The sequence below is a fragment of the Longicatena sp. 210702-DFI.1.196 genome (assembly GCF_020563125.1).
Lineage (GTDB): Bacteria > Bacillota_I > Bacilli_A > Erysipelotrichales > Erysipelotrichaceae > Longicatena > Longicatena caecimuris.
In genome coordinates this window covers 43,682-59,470 of sequence record NZ_JAJCPX010000003.1, presented here as the reverse complement: position 1 = coordinate 59,470, position 15,789 = coordinate 43,682, and the positions used below count along the sequence as shown (strand labels likewise).

At 37.8% G+C, this 15,789-nt stretch carries 17 protein-coding genes; 13 read left to right on the top strand and 4 right to left on the bottom strand.

Going from position 1 to position 15,789, the window contains the following annotated elements; genetic code table 11:
- Positions 1-97 precede the first annotated feature (97 nt).
- Positions 98-778 (bottom strand): ABC transporter ATP-binding protein, encoded by a 681-nt coding sequence (locus LI241_RS02350; RefSeq protein ID WP_117548028.1) that lies wholly within the window; start codon positions 776-778, stop codon positions 98-100.
- Positions 765-3,140 carry an ABC transporter permease gene (locus tag LI241_RS02345; protein ID WP_227150982.1) on the bottom strand — a complete coding sequence of 792 codons (2,376 nt, stop codon included), beginning with the start codon at positions 3,138-3,140 and terminating at the stop codon, positions 765-767. The genes LI241_RS02350 and LI241_RS02345 overlap by 14 nt, the downstream gene beginning before the upstream one ends.
- Before the next feature lie 619 nt (positions 3,141-3,759).
- On the opposite strand from LI241_RS02345, the gene LI241_RS02340 reads away from it, so the two are divergent.
- Positions 3,760-4,263: a hypothetical protein gene (locus LI241_RS02340; protein ID WP_008979282.1), complete on the top strand. Its 504-nt coding sequence runs from the start codon at positions 3,760-3,762 to the stop codon at positions 4,261-4,263.
- 2 nt (positions 4,264-4,265) lie between these two features.
- Here the strand turns inward: LI241_RS02340 and LI241_RS02335 are convergent, their stop codons facing one another.
- Positions 4,266-5,051 (bottom strand): HAD family hydrolase, encoded by a 786-nt coding sequence (locus LI241_RS02335; RefSeq protein WP_117548029.1) that lies wholly within the window; start codon positions 5,049-5,051, stop codon positions 4,266-4,268.
- A 323-nt stretch (positions 5,052-5,374) separates the two neighbouring features.
- Between LI241_RS02335 and LI241_RS02330 the strand changes: the two genes are divergently transcribed.
- The 8 genes from LI241_RS02330 (at position 5,375) to bilS (ending at position 12,333) form a co-directional block, all read left to right on the top strand.
- Positions 5,375-6,175, top strand: coding sequence for a Cof-type HAD-IIB family hydrolase (locus LI241_RS02330; protein WP_117548030.1), 801 nt, complete (start codon positions 5,375-5,377; stop codon positions 6,173-6,175).
- Between the two features lie 2 nt (positions 6,176-6,177).
- The gene (locus tag LI241_RS02325) at positions 6,178-7,140 is read left to right on the top strand and encodes a type I phosphomannose isomerase catalytic subunit (RefSeq protein ID WP_008690757.1); all 963 of its coding nucleotides are present in this window, start codon (positions 6,178-6,180) and stop codon (positions 7,138-7,140) included.
- Positions 7,141-7,197: 57 nt separating this feature from the next.
- Entirely contained in the window at positions 7,198-8,019 is an 822-nt protein-coding gene (locus tag LI241_RS02320) for a Cof-type HAD-IIB family hydrolase (protein WP_008690758.1), read from the top strand.
- A 398-nt stretch (positions 8,020-8,417) separates the two neighbouring features.
- Positions 8,418-9,167, top strand: coding sequence for a DeoR/GlpR family DNA-binding transcription regulator (locus tag LI241_RS02315; RefSeq protein ID WP_008690759.1), 750 nt, complete (start codon positions 8,418-8,420; stop codon positions 9,165-9,167).
- The gene (pfkB, locus tag LI241_RS02310; protein ID WP_117548032.1) at positions 9,164-10,081 is read left to right on the top strand and encodes a 1-phosphofructokinase; all 918 of its coding nucleotides are present in this window, start codon (positions 9,164-9,166) and stop codon (positions 10,079-10,081) included. The genes LI241_RS02315 and pfkB overlap by 4 nt, the downstream gene beginning before the upstream one ends.
- Entirely contained in the window at positions 10,078-10,749 is a 672-nt protein-coding gene (gene rpiA, locus LI241_RS02305; RefSeq protein WP_227150984.1) for a ribose 5-phosphate isomerase A, read from the top strand. Before pfkB ends, rpiA begins: the two co-directional genes overlap by 4 nt.
- A gap of 3 nt (positions 10,750-10,752) precedes the next feature.
- On the top strand, positions 10,753-11,709 hold the full coding sequence (locus tag LI241_RS02300) for a Gfo/Idh/MocA family protein (RefSeq protein WP_227150986.1): 957 nt from the start codon (positions 10,753-10,755) through the stop codon (positions 11,707-11,709).
- A 117-nt stretch (positions 11,710-11,826) separates the two neighbouring features.
- On the top strand, positions 11,827-12,333 hold the full coding sequence (gene bilS, locus LI241_RS02295) for a flavodoxin family protein BilS (RefSeq protein WP_008690765.1): 507 nt from the start codon (positions 11,827-11,829) through the stop codon (positions 12,331-12,333).
- Positions 12,334-12,535: 202 nt separating this feature from the next.
- On the opposite strand, the gene LI241_RS02290 is transcribed toward bilS, so the two are convergent.
- Positions 12,536-13,300, bottom strand: coding sequence for a DeoR/GlpR family DNA-binding transcription regulator (locus tag LI241_RS02290; RefSeq protein ID WP_008690767.1), 765 nt, complete (start codon positions 13,298-13,300; stop codon positions 12,536-12,538).
- Positions 13,301-13,489: 189 nt separating this feature from the next.
- Between LI241_RS02290 and LI241_RS02285 the strand changes: the two genes are divergently transcribed.
- The 4 genes from LI241_RS02285 to LI241_RS02270 all read left to right on the top strand — a co-directional run bounded on the left by LI241_RS02285 (position 13,490) and on the right by LI241_RS02270 (position 15,605).
- A complete protein-coding gene (locus tag LI241_RS02285; RefSeq protein ID WP_008690769.1) occupies positions 13,490-13,909 on the top strand; it encodes a PaaI family thioesterase in 420 nt (139 codons plus the stop codon).
- 115 nt (positions 13,910-14,024) lie between these two features.
- Positions 14,025-14,528: an NAD(P)H-dependent oxidoreductase gene (locus LI241_RS02280; protein ID WP_008690771.1), complete on the top strand. Its 504-nt coding sequence runs from the start codon at positions 14,025-14,027 to the stop codon at positions 14,526-14,528.
- A 73-nt stretch (positions 14,529-14,601) separates the two neighbouring features.
- Complete coding sequence (locus tag LI241_RS02275) at positions 14,602-15,249, top strand: NAD(P)H-dependent oxidoreductase (RefSeq protein ID WP_008690772.1); 648 nt, start codon at positions 14,602-14,604, stop codon at positions 15,247-15,249.
- Between the two features lie 35 nt (positions 15,250-15,284).
- Positions 15,285-15,605: a TfoX/Sxy family protein gene (locus LI241_RS02270; protein ID WP_008690773.1), complete on the top strand. Its 321-nt coding sequence runs from the start codon at positions 15,285-15,287 to the stop codon at positions 15,603-15,605.
- Positions 15,606-15,789: the final 184 nt, after the last annotated feature.

Below are 15,789 nucleotides of genomic sequence, written 5' to 3'. Positions count from 1 at the left end.
ATTTAAACAAAAAAGACATCAAGAATAGATACGATAAAAAAATCTATACGGATGTCTTTTATTTTAGCCTTCCTTATGGTGGCGCTCTTTCTGCATCTTAGTGATTATCGCACTTTTCAATAAACTTACCATCCTGTAAAAGCAATGTGCGTTCTGCATAAGCGGCTACATCACGATCATGAGTGACTAACAGAATAGTTGTTTTCTGCTTTTCATGCAGTTCTTTTAACATTTCCATAAGGATATGTGTGTTTTCACTATCTAAATTTCCGGTTGGTTCATCCATCAACAAGAGCTTTGGCTGATGCACGAAGGCTCTGGCAATCGCGACACGTTGTTGTTCACCACCGGATAGTTCTTGGGGCAATGCTGTGGTTAACTGGGCAATGTCCAATGCTTGTAAAAGCATTTCCACATGCGCTTGATCTACTGCTTTCTTTGCTAAATGCAGTGGTAATAAAATATTTTCCAAGACACAATGAAAAGGCAATAACGCAAAATCCTGAAAGACAATGCCGATATCCTCACGACGATACACTTCTCGCTGTTTGCGGGAAAAAGCGGTGATATCCTGTCCTTTTACTAAGATGGAGCCACTGTCAATAGGAAGCAAAGAAGCGATACAGTTTAACAAAGTGCTTTTACCAGAACCACTTTTTCCCATGATGGCAGTAAAGCTTCCTTCTTCAGCAGCAAAACTTAAATCATGTAAAACTTCACTCACTCTTCTTGTGCTCGCATAGCATTTATTAACATTTTTTACTTCAAGCAATTTCATCAGAATCCCTTCCTTTTTCTTGTCCTACTTTCCCTTTTAATAAGATGGATAAACTTAAAAAGCTAATGAGCAGGATGCATAGTAATGGAACATGGTGGTGCCATATCAAAGACGCCTTTAAATAATAAGGACTGCTAGGGGCACCTAATGTTGTTAATGGGTGAAAAATTTTCTCATACAGCCAATACAGGCAAGCGGTGATAATCAAAGAAATAATGGCTTGTACAATAGCTTCTAAAAAGGCAGTGCATAAGAGATACGATTTACTTACACCTAGTATGCGTAAAAGTTTGTGTTCTACATCCAAATAAGCCTGTTGCAAACGATATTGATTTGACAGTAATAACAGCCATAGAAAACAGACGAACACTTCTATGGCACCATAAAGCAGAATCGTTTGTAAGAATTTTTGTTGATGGATTTCTTCCTCTAAACGAGAGTTGGTGATATGCAAATCGCCATAACGACTAAGAATGTTCATGACTTGTTGATCGGTATGATGATAATCGGCTTTTTTATCTGTTTCAGCGACAAGTGATTGATAACCAAGATGTTCCCCCATGATGTTAGCATACCCCTTTTCACTAAGAAAGATGGTAAATGGAATTCCACTATCTTCGCCAAGCGCATCCACCATATCAGAAAACTTATTTTTCATAGGTAATGCTTTCATCTTCATGGTATGTTTTCCTGTCAATGTTAACATCGTACCTTTATGGATATATTGAATTTCATGATAGTTACCACCATCCTGTTTTGCCTGTTCTCTGGTACCATCTGCCAGTAAGTAATCCGTTGTCGAATATCCATTTTCACTGCCAGTATTTTTTTTAAAGATAAAAGCTTCCGTATTTATAATCGCTAAATCACCGTTTAAAAAGGCTTTTTCATCAAAGTTTAGATATTTTCGCATGATGGGTATCACGGTTGCATCCTCATTGATAGCAATGAGGGTGGCATAGGTATTATGAGTGTCAGGAATAACATTTGTATAGTGATAATACGTACGATAATCTTTTAAACAAGTTTCTTGTTGCATATTGGCATAGCTTATTTTTATATCACTGCGTATGTGAAAGGCGCGTACACTTGTTACATGGGGGATGCTCTTAAGTCCTGTTATATCCAGTTCACGTATCTTTTTTGATTCTGGATTTACGTTGAATGAAGCACGATAATCGCCAATTCCTCGTCGCTTTTGATAGTCTTGCCATTGCATATAGGCATTTGCTTGTGTTTGTATGCATAGGAGGAAGGTACTTAAGACGATTACATGCAATACTATGATAATAACAGTGTGATGCGATAATGTAGTAAGATTTCGCCAAGCCAAGCGCCATGGCGTGATCTTTTTCCATGGATGGCGTATCGTCAGCTTATGTATATGTGTTTTCTTTATCATTTTTTCTTGTTTGCGATTCGTCAATAAATTGGCGAGTAGGATAGTTAGCAACAAGCCAAGAAGAAAAATACCACCAACGTACCAAGAAGCAACAACTTCAATGTGTAGTGCATCATTTAATAGATCACTTCCTAAGGCACTGCCTCCATAATATAGCAAATAGGCACAAAGAATTGGCAGACGCAAGAGATAGATGAAAAACCAAAAGCGAATCCATCGTATTTGCTTACGCGATGCTCCCAATTGTTTTAGGATGTGATCTTCTTTTTCATAACTCATAAGAATATCTCGAATGATGAAATACATAAATACAAGAATCATACACAACGCAAACATCATCCCTATTAAGAAACGACTGCTATTGCCATTTAACCAAACCATATTATCATAAGCATAGGTATTGATAGCAGAAACACCTGGTATGGAAGGATAGTCTTCGTTTACGCGTACATCTTTTAACCATAAGGAAGAAAGACTACCTTTCGCTTTGACAAAAGCAGCAGATAAAGAATTGCTGTCTTGCACATTCCACATCGAACGATAGGGCTTTATGATTCCTGTTAGATAAAACTTATGCATTTTTCCATCGCTTAACAATAGCTGTATCGATTGATGAAGCTGATAGGAATAACCTAAATAACTCAACACATCGGCCTCGATGATGATATCATTGTTCTTTTGCGGATAGCTGCCATCTAATAGTTCTAAGTGAAACAAGTCCATGGCTTCTTTTGTATATTGAGAAACTTCTCCAATTTGGGCATAGCCATCTTGATTTTTTACCATGATCTGTCCTAAAGATGGCAAAGGTAAGACAGTATCTAAATGTGCTTTTTTAGCAGTTTCCACATCTTTTTGTTCTACGTTGAAAATAACGCGATTCCACTCTCCATAATGAGCAAAAGCTTGTCTTTGTTGTGTGCGTATATAGCTTAGACAACCATTTCCAATCAGTAACATACAGAATGTCAAAAAGAAGAGCGCGCTACGATGAACTCTTCTTTTGGGATTATGCTTAATTTCGTCTTTAGCAAAGGTGCGATAAAAGGACATTGTTGTGTACGATTTCATGTATACATTATACACTGGTTAAAAATGTAAGATCATATTGTTAATGATTCTTAAGAAAAAATATAGTGTATTATGTTGCTTAATTATGACCTTTGAATGTCAGCTATCTTGAGCTATTTAATGTATTTTGTTATAGATAAGGAAAAGGAAAGTGAGGTAAGATGGGGAAGACACCGTTTCGTATACAGGGGAAGAGGTATACAGCGTACAATTATTTGAAGAAAATACGACAGTTAAGATAAAAGAGAAGATTACAGAAACAGCCGTTCTTACGTATTTGCATACAAAAAGTGATGCTAAAAGTTCATATGTAACGGTTAGCTTGAATTTTCTAAATGAAAACGGCGATGTTGTGCATGTTTATAACATCGTGTCACCAAAAAATGAGATAAAAGTTTATGAATAAAGGCTCGTTACGGAGCCTTTTCCTTATGTGTATTTGTAAAAGACACCTATATTTATGGTATACTAATAATGTATATTAACAAAATAGCTTGAAGGTGATGAAATGAAGAAAATAGGATTGGGGATGAGTGCTGTAATTGTGGCAATTGGCTTATTTCTGTTTTGGCGATATGCTACATATGGACATTCTCAGGAACAGCCTGCCTCGAATGTACATATGCAACAGGTATTAGAAAAGTTTTATCAAAATCCGGGTAATTATAATTTCTTTGATAAAGATGGTAACAGCATGAATGCCTATATTATGAGTCGTGAAAAAGCCTTTCAATTACACCCGCAAGATGTCACAAAAGAAGTTGCACAAAAAGTCAATGATTATTCAGAAGAGGTCGTTCAAGAGCTTTTAGAATTACATAGTGATGAAGAATGGATACATGCCTTTCAAGAATATTATAAAAAACCATACATATATTCACTATATGATAAAAAAGGCGATTCTATGAAAGAATACGCCTTGAATCAAAAGGAAGCTTTTGAAAAATCCCCCCAAAAAACCATTCAGGATATTAAAAAACATATTAATGAAGTATATAAAATCGTAGAATAGTTTTATTTATCATCAATATAATGATGCATAAGGAGATAATCACGCAGAGAAGGCTCCCAGCTGGGACCAATCACTTCATCTGCGTATTTTTTTAATTCTTCATGTCCATTGCCCATGACAACACCAATTCCTGCCTCTTGGATCATTTGCAAATCGTTCATAGAATCGCCAAAGGCCAAGTAAGCATGAGCCGGCAATTGCCAGTATTTCATCAGATGAGCGATACCTCTTGCTTTGTTTACACTTGTCTTCATAAAATCCACACATGTTAAAGATGGATGCTGCACTTCTATGCCTTCAATACCATCAAACATATGCCAGTCAAAGCCAGGTTTTTCATAGGCACTTAACGCAACTAAAGGTTCATGATCCCACTCTCTCACAATAGGTACTTGACAATGAAATTGGTCAAACGCGGCTTTGGAATAGGCATTTAACGGTTTTGTCATAAACTCATATTTGCCATGAGAATTAATACATATATCATATTCCTTCCCTAAGGCAAAGATGCGCTCACATTGCGCTGCTGTAAAAGTATCTTCAAAAATGATGTTCATTTGTTCATTATATACACTGACACCCGCACCACCAACATAGCCATCCCAGGGAAACAGTTGCAAGACTCCTAACTGCTCTGCCATTTCTTTTGCGCGTCCACTACATAAAGCTACCTTATAACCATTTGCTTTTAATTGTTTGATCGCATCCATCGTTTCCGATAACACCTGATTGCTGTGATGGTCAAAAAAAGTACCATCAATATCAAAAAACACTGCTTTTATCTCCATCCTATCCCTCTTCTCATGGTTTTATTTTAGCATGTAAGCGATGCTTGTACAATTCTCATTTCAGCAGAAAATAGGGAGGAAATGCAATATGGTCGGAAAAAGAACAGAAAGCGTTTATCCATCTTCATAGCGAATTCATGCTGTTGCTACGCATCTTATAATTGTTTTCTTATGCAAAGAAACGATTCTTTATCTGATGCAGATGGAAGCTGTTCATGATCGGTTAGCTATGCTTTTCGCTACACTTGCTTTTCCTGAATTCCTTCTTAAATACATTGCAATCAAACCATATTTCTCCTATAATTAAACCATGGAGGATGAATATGGTAAAAGGTTTGGTATTGTATGATTACGATGGTACGCTGGTAGATGAGCGTGATGCGATTTATGTACCAAGTAATATCACAAAAAAGACGATTTCCCGATTGCAGGATATGGGATATCTGTGTGTATTAGCCACAGGAAGAGCATTGAGTTATATCCCAAGCGGTGCGAAGGATTTGCATCTGGATGGTTATGTCACATGTAATGGGGCATATGTCACGGTGCATGGTAAAGTGATTCATAAAGTTATCTTTGAAGATGAGGAGCTTGCGGCATTGATTGCTTATATGGATGCGCATGGTATTAATTACATACTGGAAAGTAATGATTTCTGTTATGTAAAAGATTTAAAGGATCCAAGTTATCTGCATTTTATGGATAATTTTCAGCTTCCGAAAGACAATTTTGTCCAGTATAAGAGTTTGCAGCAGGTGCATGGATGTATTTCTAAGATAACCTTAGCATTTGGCAATCGTTCATCCTTGCAAAAAAGCGAGCAGTTATTACGTCCGCATTATCAGATGAGCCTACATCGAAATTGTGACACCTTGGATATTGGGAAAAAAGCGGTGCATAAGGGTGTTGGCGCAAAAGCTATCATGGAGCATTATGGAATACCTTATGAGGCAACTTATGCTTTTGGTGATGGTGATAACGATGTGGAACTACTTGCCAGTGTGCGGTATGGCATAGCTATGCGCAAACACGATCCACTGCTGGATGATGTTGCTTATATGGTAACAGGCACAGTCAAAGAAGAAGGTATATTTGAAGCATTAAAGAAATTGGAGGTAATTTAATTATGGCAATGGTACGATTGCTCCCTGCATTTAAGGATTATTTATGGGGAGGCACAAAGTTAAAGGAAAACTACAACAAAAAAAGTGATTTAGACATTGTCGCTGAAAGCTGGGAACTTTCTACGCACAAGGATGGGCAAAGTATTGTCGACAGTGGTGAGGATCAAGGAATGCTGTTTGGCGATTATTTGCAGAAGTTGGGAAAAGAAGCACTTGGTACAAAAGGTGCGGCTTTTGAGAATTTCCCTATTTTAATTAAATTTATTGACGCAAAGGGGAACTTATCCATTCAGGTTCATCCAAATAATGAATACGCAATGCGCGTAGAAAAAGAATATGGGAAAACCGAAATGTGGTATATTCTGGATGCAGAAGAAGGGGCTTCCCTGTATTATGGAACAAATAAAGAAATCACAAAGGAAGAATTCCGTGAACGTATTGAAAATAATACATTACTAGATGTATTAAAGAGTGTCCCTGTACACAAGGGAGATGTATTCTTCATTGAGGCTGGTACCATTCATGCCATCGGTGAAGGTATCGTGATTTGTGAGATTCAGCAAAATTCAAATACGACCTATCGCGTATATGACTTTGGCCGTGTTGGTGCTGATGGAAAACCGAGAGAATTGCATATTGATAAAGCTATTGATGTATCAAATCTGACTCCATTAGAAAGTGATTTTAAGCCTTGTGGTGAAGTTAAGACATATGATGGCTATCAGGTAGCCATGATGGCATCCTGTGATTACTTTACGACTTATATTTATGAGGTAAAAAGTGAATGCAGTGTCAAGGTGGATGAAGAAAGCTTTGCTTCTTTCGTTATCGTTGATGGGGAAGGAACGATTGAAAGTGATGATACGATGCTGAGTATCCGCAAGGGAGACAGCATTTTCGCAACAGCTGGAACAGGCAGTGTAAGAGTAAAAGGAAATTGCCGTTTCATTCTGTCAAGAGTATAAGAGAGAAAGCCTTGCGCAGTTTTGCTCGCGTAAGGTTTTTTTTGAAAGGAGATTTGTATGGGTTATAAATTAATTGTTATGGATATGGATGGCACTTTGACAAACAGTAAGAAGGAAATATCTGAGGAAACCAGAACAGCTTTGATAGAAGCTCAAAAACTTGGAGCTAGCATCGTGTTAGCCAGTGGGCGACCAACACCAGGTTTATATCGAGAGGCCAAGATTCTAGAAATGGATCGTTTCAAAGGGTATTTGTTAAGCTATAATGGTGCGCATGTCTGTGATTATCCCAATCAGCAGGTTATCTATAACAAGACCATAGATAAAAAGTATATTCTTCCAATTATCAATAATGCTAAAGCATTGAATCTGGGTATTATGGTGAATAAAGGTGAATATGTAGTTGTCGATGATCCGCATACTTATCAATTGGAATATGAGGCACATGCGACGAATATGAAAACAATGGTGGTAGATGATTTACGGACATTTGTTGATTTTGAGCTAAATAAATTTTTAATCAGTGCACCCCCTGAATATCTGAAGATGCAGTTTGAGGATTTTAAGCTGCCCTTTGGCGATCGCCTGAGTATTTATACATCTGCTCCTTTCTATATTGAAGTGGTATCGAATGGAATTGATAAAGGAAAGGCCCTGGCAGGAATTGCAGAACGTTTAGGAATTCAAAGAGAAGAAATCATCGCTTTTGGGGATGAGATGAATGATCTTACAATGCTGCAGTATGCCGGACATGGAGTAGCCATGGGGAATGCTGTAAAACCAATTAAATTGATTGCAAATGAAATTACGGCTAGTAATGATGAGGACGGAATTGCCAAGTCTTTGTACAAAGCTTTTCCTGAAATCAAACATCGTTAAGAATGAAAAAAAGCACGATTAGCGAAATCGTGTTTTTTTGTGGAATATGATTTTCTTTTCAATATGTGTAAGAAAAGAAGATTATCATCTGCTATGCAATGCGATAAACGAAGAGTGTACAATGGATAGAACTGATAAAGTAATCAACAAGAAAAGGAGTTTGGGAAAGTGCTATGTAAAGTGATACATAAGAATAGAGCATATCCAAAATGCTTTTAAAAGCGAGAAAACAGTGTGTACTACATAGGAACATCATAAAACAACATTCTTGCAGAAGGAAGCAATATATGCTTGAAATTGACGGATATCACACGAATTCATGATTAATTTTGATTGATATAGATTGACATTGACTGAAATAGGCGATAAACTGTAGTTACTTAGGAGGTAATTAGGATATGTTAGCAGAAGAGCGATTTGCGGCAATACTACAGTTGCTACAGGAAAAGAAGACGGTAACAGTGAATGAACTGACGAAAACTTTGCATATATCAGAATCAACGATACGAAGAGATCTGGTGTCGTTGCATAAGATGAAAAAACTACGTAAGGTCCATGGAGGAGCAACCTTATTACAAAAGGAGTATGCACCGATAGAGAACGATGTCACACAGCGTTCCCAAGAACATATAGAGGAAAAAAGACGACTGGCACAATATGCCGCAACCTTAATAGAACCTCATGATTTTATTTATTTGGATGCTGGCAGTACGATCTTACATATGGCAGAATTTATAGAAGAAAAAGATGCTGTCTATGTGACGAATAGTTTATATCTAAGTGAACGTCTGGCAATCAAGGGGATGAAGGTTTTTATCTTAGCCGGGGAAATAAAAGCAAAGACCATGGCCGTTGTTGGTTTGGGTGCTGTCAGTGCCTTACAAAAATATAATTTTACAAAAGCGTTTTTAGGTACAAATGGCATTACCATTGAGAATGGTTTTACGACGCCGGATATGGAAGAATCTTATGTAAAATGTGAAGCGATGAAGCATGCTCAAAAATGCTATGTTTTAGCCGATGCATCAAAATTTAATCTTTGCACGGCAATGAGCACTGCCGATATCAGTGATGCAATCATCATCACTAGTAAAGGAATTCCTGATGAATATAAGGAAGAAACAGAAGTTATCGAGGTGGCAATATGATCTACACCGTTACTTTAAATCCATCAATTGATTATGTCATCACACTGGATGCCTTATGTAAGGGAGCAATCAACCGCACCAAGGAAGAAGATATTATCTATGGAGGGAAAGGAATTAACGTGTCGATGATGCTTGCACATTTAGGTATACCCTCCACTGCTTTAGGATTTTTTGCTGGTTTTACGGGAGAGGCGTTAAAAAAAGGTATTGAGCAGCAAGGAATCAGGACAGATTTTATTCCTATAGAAGATGGTTTTACCCGCATCAATGTCAAAATTCATGCGCAGGAGGAAAGTGAAATCAATGGACAGGGGCCTCTTATTACCTCGGCCCATTTGCATCAGCTATATGCAAAGCTGGAACTCTTACAGCCAAATGATATCTTAGTATTATCAGGGAATTTACCAAAACAAGTGCCAGCAAATATTTATGCAGTGTTGATGGAGAAACTTCATGATAAGCAAATTGATGTAGTTGTGGATGCTTTTGGTGAACCACTACGTCAGGCATTACCACAGCATCCATTCTTAATTAAGCCCAATCATCATGAATTACAAGAGCTGTTTCAGTTAGCGGACTTACAAGAACAAGACCTTGTCACATGTGCACGGCAATTACAAATGGAAGGAGCTAGAAATGTTATCATATCCATGGCAGATAAGGGGGCTATGTTGGTAAGTGAAACAAATGAAGTGTATCGTATAGCGAGTCCAAAGGGAAAAGTTGTCAATTCGGTAGGTGCTGGGGATTCCATGGTTGCAGGTTTTTTGTATGGTTGGTTAAAGGAAAAAACGTATGAAAAAGCTTTGCGTTGGGGTGTTGCTTGTGGTAGTGCCAGTGCTTTTTGTAAAGGTATTGCCCAAAGAGCATTTGTGATGGAACAATATCAAAAAATGGAGGATGACTTGTTATGAATAGTAAAGAAAGAACTGCGTTTGCGGCATTAACCTTTATTAAGGATGGAATGCTCATTGGTTTAGGTGGGGGAACAACGATTGGGGCATTGGCAAAATTTATCATAGAAAAACAATTGGCGGTAAAGGTTGTAACACCATCTTTTGAAACAGAAAAGCTTTGTGTTCGTTTAGGATTGCCACTGCTGCCGCTGCGTATGGTATCACATGTGGATGTCGCATTTGACGGTTGTGATGAAATTGACCGCCATTTGCATGCGTTAAAGTCTGGTGGAGGCATTCATACAAGGGAAAAGCTGATTGCGCATATGGCAGATGAGTATATCCTTATGGCAACGGAAGACAAATTGAGTGATACCTTACGTTTTACATGTCCGATCGTTTTAGAGTTGTTAGAAGATAGCTATGCCTATGTGAAGCGCAGGGTTGAAGAATTAAAGGGAAGTTTTCATCCTCGAACAAGTGATGGAAAATTCGGGCTGCTAATGAGTGATCATGGTAATGTATTAGCAGATGTGCGCTTTCCTAACGTACAAGACAGTGTGCAATTGAACCAAGAGCTAAAGAAAATTGCCGGTGTGATTGATACAAGTCTGTTAACAGAAGAAGTAACGAAAGCATTGATTGGCAAAGAGGATGATTTTCTTTTGTTGGAGAAGGAGGTTTAAGTGATGAATTGGGGTATTTTAGGACAGGGTGTCATCGCTCATCAAATGGCACAGGCATTATTACAGGAACATGGGACTATCTATGCGGTTGCAGGACGTCATCCGAAAAAGGTAGAAGCGTTCGCAAAGCAATACACAATCGCGCACGCTTATACGATTGATGAAGTAATGCAAGATGAACATGTGGATATCGTCTATATTGCTACACCACATTCCAATCATTTTGAATATATCATGCAGGCACTTCAACATCATAAGCATGTCTTATGTGAAAAAGCTATTACAGTAAATGCACAACAACTTGAAGAGGCTATGGCTTTCGCAAAGAAACACCAGCTGATTCTGATGGAAGCGATGACTATTTTTCATATGCCGATCATGAAGAAAGCGAAAGAACGCATTGAGAGTGGAAAACTTGGAAAATTAAAAATGTTGCAGATAAATTTTGGCAGTTGTAAAGAATATGATATTACCAATCGATTCTTTGCGAAAGAGTTGGCAGGTGGAGCCTTATTGGATATCGGAACCTATGCAATAAGCCTTGCCCGTTATTTTCTGCATGCACAGCCGCATATCATTAAAACAGATATGCTTCCTTTTGAAACCGGAGTAGATGAGATGAGCGGTATCATCTTACGCAATAAAGAAGATGAAATGGCGACCATTACCTTAACAATGCGCGCAAAGCTTCCTAAACGCGCTGTTATAGCGGGTGAACTTGGTTACTTGGAGTTATGTGAATACCCTAGAGGAGATAAAGCGACGTGGAAAATGACACAAGATGGTCATGAAGAAATAATGAAGGATGGAGAAAGTGCATTGGCATTGTGTTATGAGATTCGTGATATGGAAGAGGCCGTAAGAACTGGGCAAAACGAAACTTTGCAGTTGAGCTATGATGTGACAAAGCTTTTATGGGAAGTAAGAAAACAATGGGGCATGATATATCCATTTGAATAACTACTGCATGAGCATGCTATGTAAGAAATCGTGGTGATGCGTATCATAAAGAAAATGATGTTTCCAATCCTGTAAAAAGTGTTACAATATTCATATAGGAAAAAGGAGATGGCGGTAATGAAGTACGCTGTTGTGTATTGTAGTCACACAGGAAATACAAAACGTGTGGCAGAGGCGATTGCGCAGGTTATTCCGGCAGAGGATATGCTTTATTTCGGAATTCCGGATATGGATGCGACAAAAGATGCGGATGTTATTTTTGCCGGATTCTGGACGGATAAAGGCAGCTGCCCAAGCGCATTGTTAGATTATTTTTCATCCTTGCATAATAAACAAATCGTGTTATTCGGTACATGTGGCTTTGGCGGCAGTGCAGAATACTATGATATGATCTTACAGCGAGTCAGTGCATTTATTGAAGATGATTGTACTTATGTGGATGGTTTTATGTGTCAGGGAAAAATGCCGATGGAATTAAGAGAACGCTATGAGCGAGCAAAAGAAGATCCAAAGAAAATAGAACGGATTCTCGATAATTTTGATATGGCACTATCACATCCAGATGAAAATGATCTGCGCCAGGCCAAAGCTTTTACACAAATAATTTTACGATCCATTGCATAAACGAAAACACAGGAAACCTTAAGGAGAGCTGTTTAGAAAGCATATCCATACAACAGGTTGCCTGTGTTTTTTAATTCAACTTAGGGAAAACAAACAAAAGGTATTGGCAAAGACTTTGAATCTTCTTAGAAAATAAAAGTAAGCTAGCTTTTAGGATTATTCTTTATTTGTATGTGGTGATCATTCAACTGGTTTTAGAAAATCATTCTTTGCATACATGAAAATTATCCGGCAATTGCTCAACGGTGGTTGGCGCATTCATGAAAATTGTATCAAAGTCAGTTGTGTGTGCCCAGGTGGCTAAGGCTTGTACCTGCAGCTTGCTGGCATCGGCCAATATATGTGCTTTGCGACAGCGTTTTAATACAGCAGCTTTCACAGCACTGATATCTAAATCAACAGCCATGACTTCTTCACTTTCTAAATCAATACCGCTTGCTGAGAAAAAAGCCTGATCGAAATGAAATCGATTAATATCTTCAATGGCTACAAAACCGACGCTCATATCATAATCGGGAATATAATGACCGCCGATCAGAAACAATTCCCCTTTAAAACGTTTCGGCAATTTTCTTACCAAATAAGTACTGGCTGTTACCAATTTGATGTTTTTATCTTTCAGATAGGGCAGCATGGCAACTGGGGTTGTACCGGAATCAAGGTAAATACATTCACCATTCTTCACGATCTCAGCCGCTGCTTTTCCAATCAATTCTTTTTCAGCTAAATGAATGTTTTCTTTATTCATTACCGGTAAATCGGTACTGCTGCTTAAAGTCTGTGGTAATTCTTTACGAATCGCTCCACCGCGTTCACGCTGAATCAATCCCTGTCGCTCTAGCTCCATTAAATCACGGGTGATCGTAGATTTACTGGCGTTTAAAAATTCCATCAATTCACTAATGGTGACAAAAGATTGTTCTTCAATTACTTCCATAATGCGAAATAAACGTTCTTTGCTGAGCATAAGATCCCTGCTTTCTTTTCTTTATCATACGACACAAAGGAAGTTTTCGTCAATGGATGTCTTCAAAAGAAATCAAATTGATTCATTTTATTGGTAAATATGTGCGTATCAAGAACTTCTAACGTTTTGTATCCCTTTTATAATTCCTTGTTATCATGCTATACTATAGCTGAGATAGGAGGTTTTCTTATGGCATCAATGGAAGACTTGAAGAAACGTTTAAACTCCTCCAGCCAGTTTTTACAAAGCAACGATATGCATGTTGTTGAAGTAAAAGAAGGCTATGCTAAGGTGGAGATGATTATAGATGAACAGATTTTGAATGTTCATGGCTTTGTTCATGGCGGAGCATTGTATTCCTTAGCTGACACAGCTGCTGGAGCAGCTAGCTTTGCGACAGGGCGCGATAGTGTTACGCTTTCGGGTACCATCAATTATATAAAACCGGGAAAAGGTGGTAAGCTGATTGGCATCGCACAGGAAATATCTGCTGGAAGAACGACAGGTGTATATGAAGTGTTTATTTTTAATGATCAAGAAATCTTATTATCACGCGCAACATTTACGATGTTTTTCTTAGATGGGGAGCGCTATCGTAAGCAAAAATAAGGAAGTGTTGTTTCTATTCTTGAAAGGCTAATGCGCTTTTATACTAACAGATGGAATAGAATACTAACAATTAAGGATACAAACAGATGAAATGAAAATGATAAGGGGAAATGATATGAAGGTAATACTGCATGATTTAGCACAAGCGGAATGGAGCACGCTTGCTCTTCCTGTAGATAATAATACAAGAATCATCGATCATACCAAGGTCATCCATCCATGCGTGGGCTGCTTTGGTTGTTGGACGAAAACACCGGGGCAGTGTGTTATACAAGATGAATATCAAAAAATAGGTGCTCTTTTTGGTAACACAGACGAGTTGATGATTATTAGCCGATGTTCGTTTGGCAGCTATAGTTCTTTTATAAAAAATGTTATAGATCGCTCTATCGCATATTTTCTTCCTTTTTTCGAGATACGCCAAGGGGAAATGCACCATAAAGTAAGATATCATAATACGATACAATTCCGTGTGTTTTTTTATGGAGAAGATCTATCTGAAAATGAAAAGAAAACCGCTAAACTATTGGTAGAAGCAAATGTGCAAAATTTTAACGGCATATTAAAACAAGTTTGTTTTGTAGATAGTTATGAGAAGCTTAAAGAGCTAGTGATATAAGAAGTAACTAATTTTTATATTCATCATTTTGACATCAATATGCATTTAAAAAGTCGTAGGGAATGAGAAAGGTATGGAAAAAGATATGATTCTATTACTGAATGGTAGCTTACGCAAAAGCAAGAGTAATTCAAATCATTTTTTAAATTTATTAAAAACGCAACTAAAAGATTCATATGAAAGCGTACAACTTTATCAACGAAAAGATCTAAATGTTATGAAAGATCTGCTTCAAAAAGCGGATGCCTGTGTGATAGGTATGCCGGTATATGTAGATGGTGTTCCTGCCCAAGTCATGGAGTTTATGGAACAGATGTATCTTCGATATCAAGGACAGTTTGCACAATTACCCGTTTATGTAATAACTAACCTTGGTTTTTATGAAAGTGAACAAGGGAATGTTTTGCTGGAAATTGTAAAGAATTGGTGCAGCAAGATGGGATTTTTCTATGGAGGAGGACTTGCCATAGGAGCCGGTGAAATGCTTGGCACTTTAAAAAAGGTTCCTCTTGATCAAGGCCCCAATCAACAACTAGGAAAAGGCATCCGCCAGTTTGCTGAAGCTATTTCTGATAAGCGATGCATCGAGGATATTTATGTGGAACCAAGCTACTTTCCAAGAAGATTATATATCTTGGCGGCGCATCGAAATTGGTATAAAATGAGCAAACAAAATGGCTTGCAAAGAAAAGCATTATACCAAAGACCGGCAGTGAAATAAGCATACCGTACCATATAAAAATGAGAGGTGAAAGCATGCCATCTAGTAAAAGCTTTTTACAATATGTTTTAGAACAATTGTCTGCGCTAGAGGATATCACATATCGCGCAATGATGAAGGAATACATCATCTATTACCGTGGAAAGATCGTAGGCGGTATTTATGATGATCGATTACTTGTAAAACCGATAAAATCAGCAGTGAAGTATTTGCCGACAGCTACCTATGAACTGCCATATGCAGGGGCGAAAGCAATGCTATTGGTAAATGAAGTTGATGATAAAACTTTTTTAATGGGCCTTTTTGAGGCAATGTATGAGGAGTTGCCAGAGGTAAAAGGGAAAAAGAAAAAATAGTAATTTATTTGCACTTCATATTTATAAGATAGCGGATCATCGTGATGGTGAATCGCTTTTTTAATGAAACGCTACATTCTTACTTTATAGTGATAAGCATCTTTGTACATCAGCAGTATGGCCTTTACAAAGATTTCCTTATCATAAGAATGTTTTAGGATTGCATGTTGTAGGAAAAGTAGTG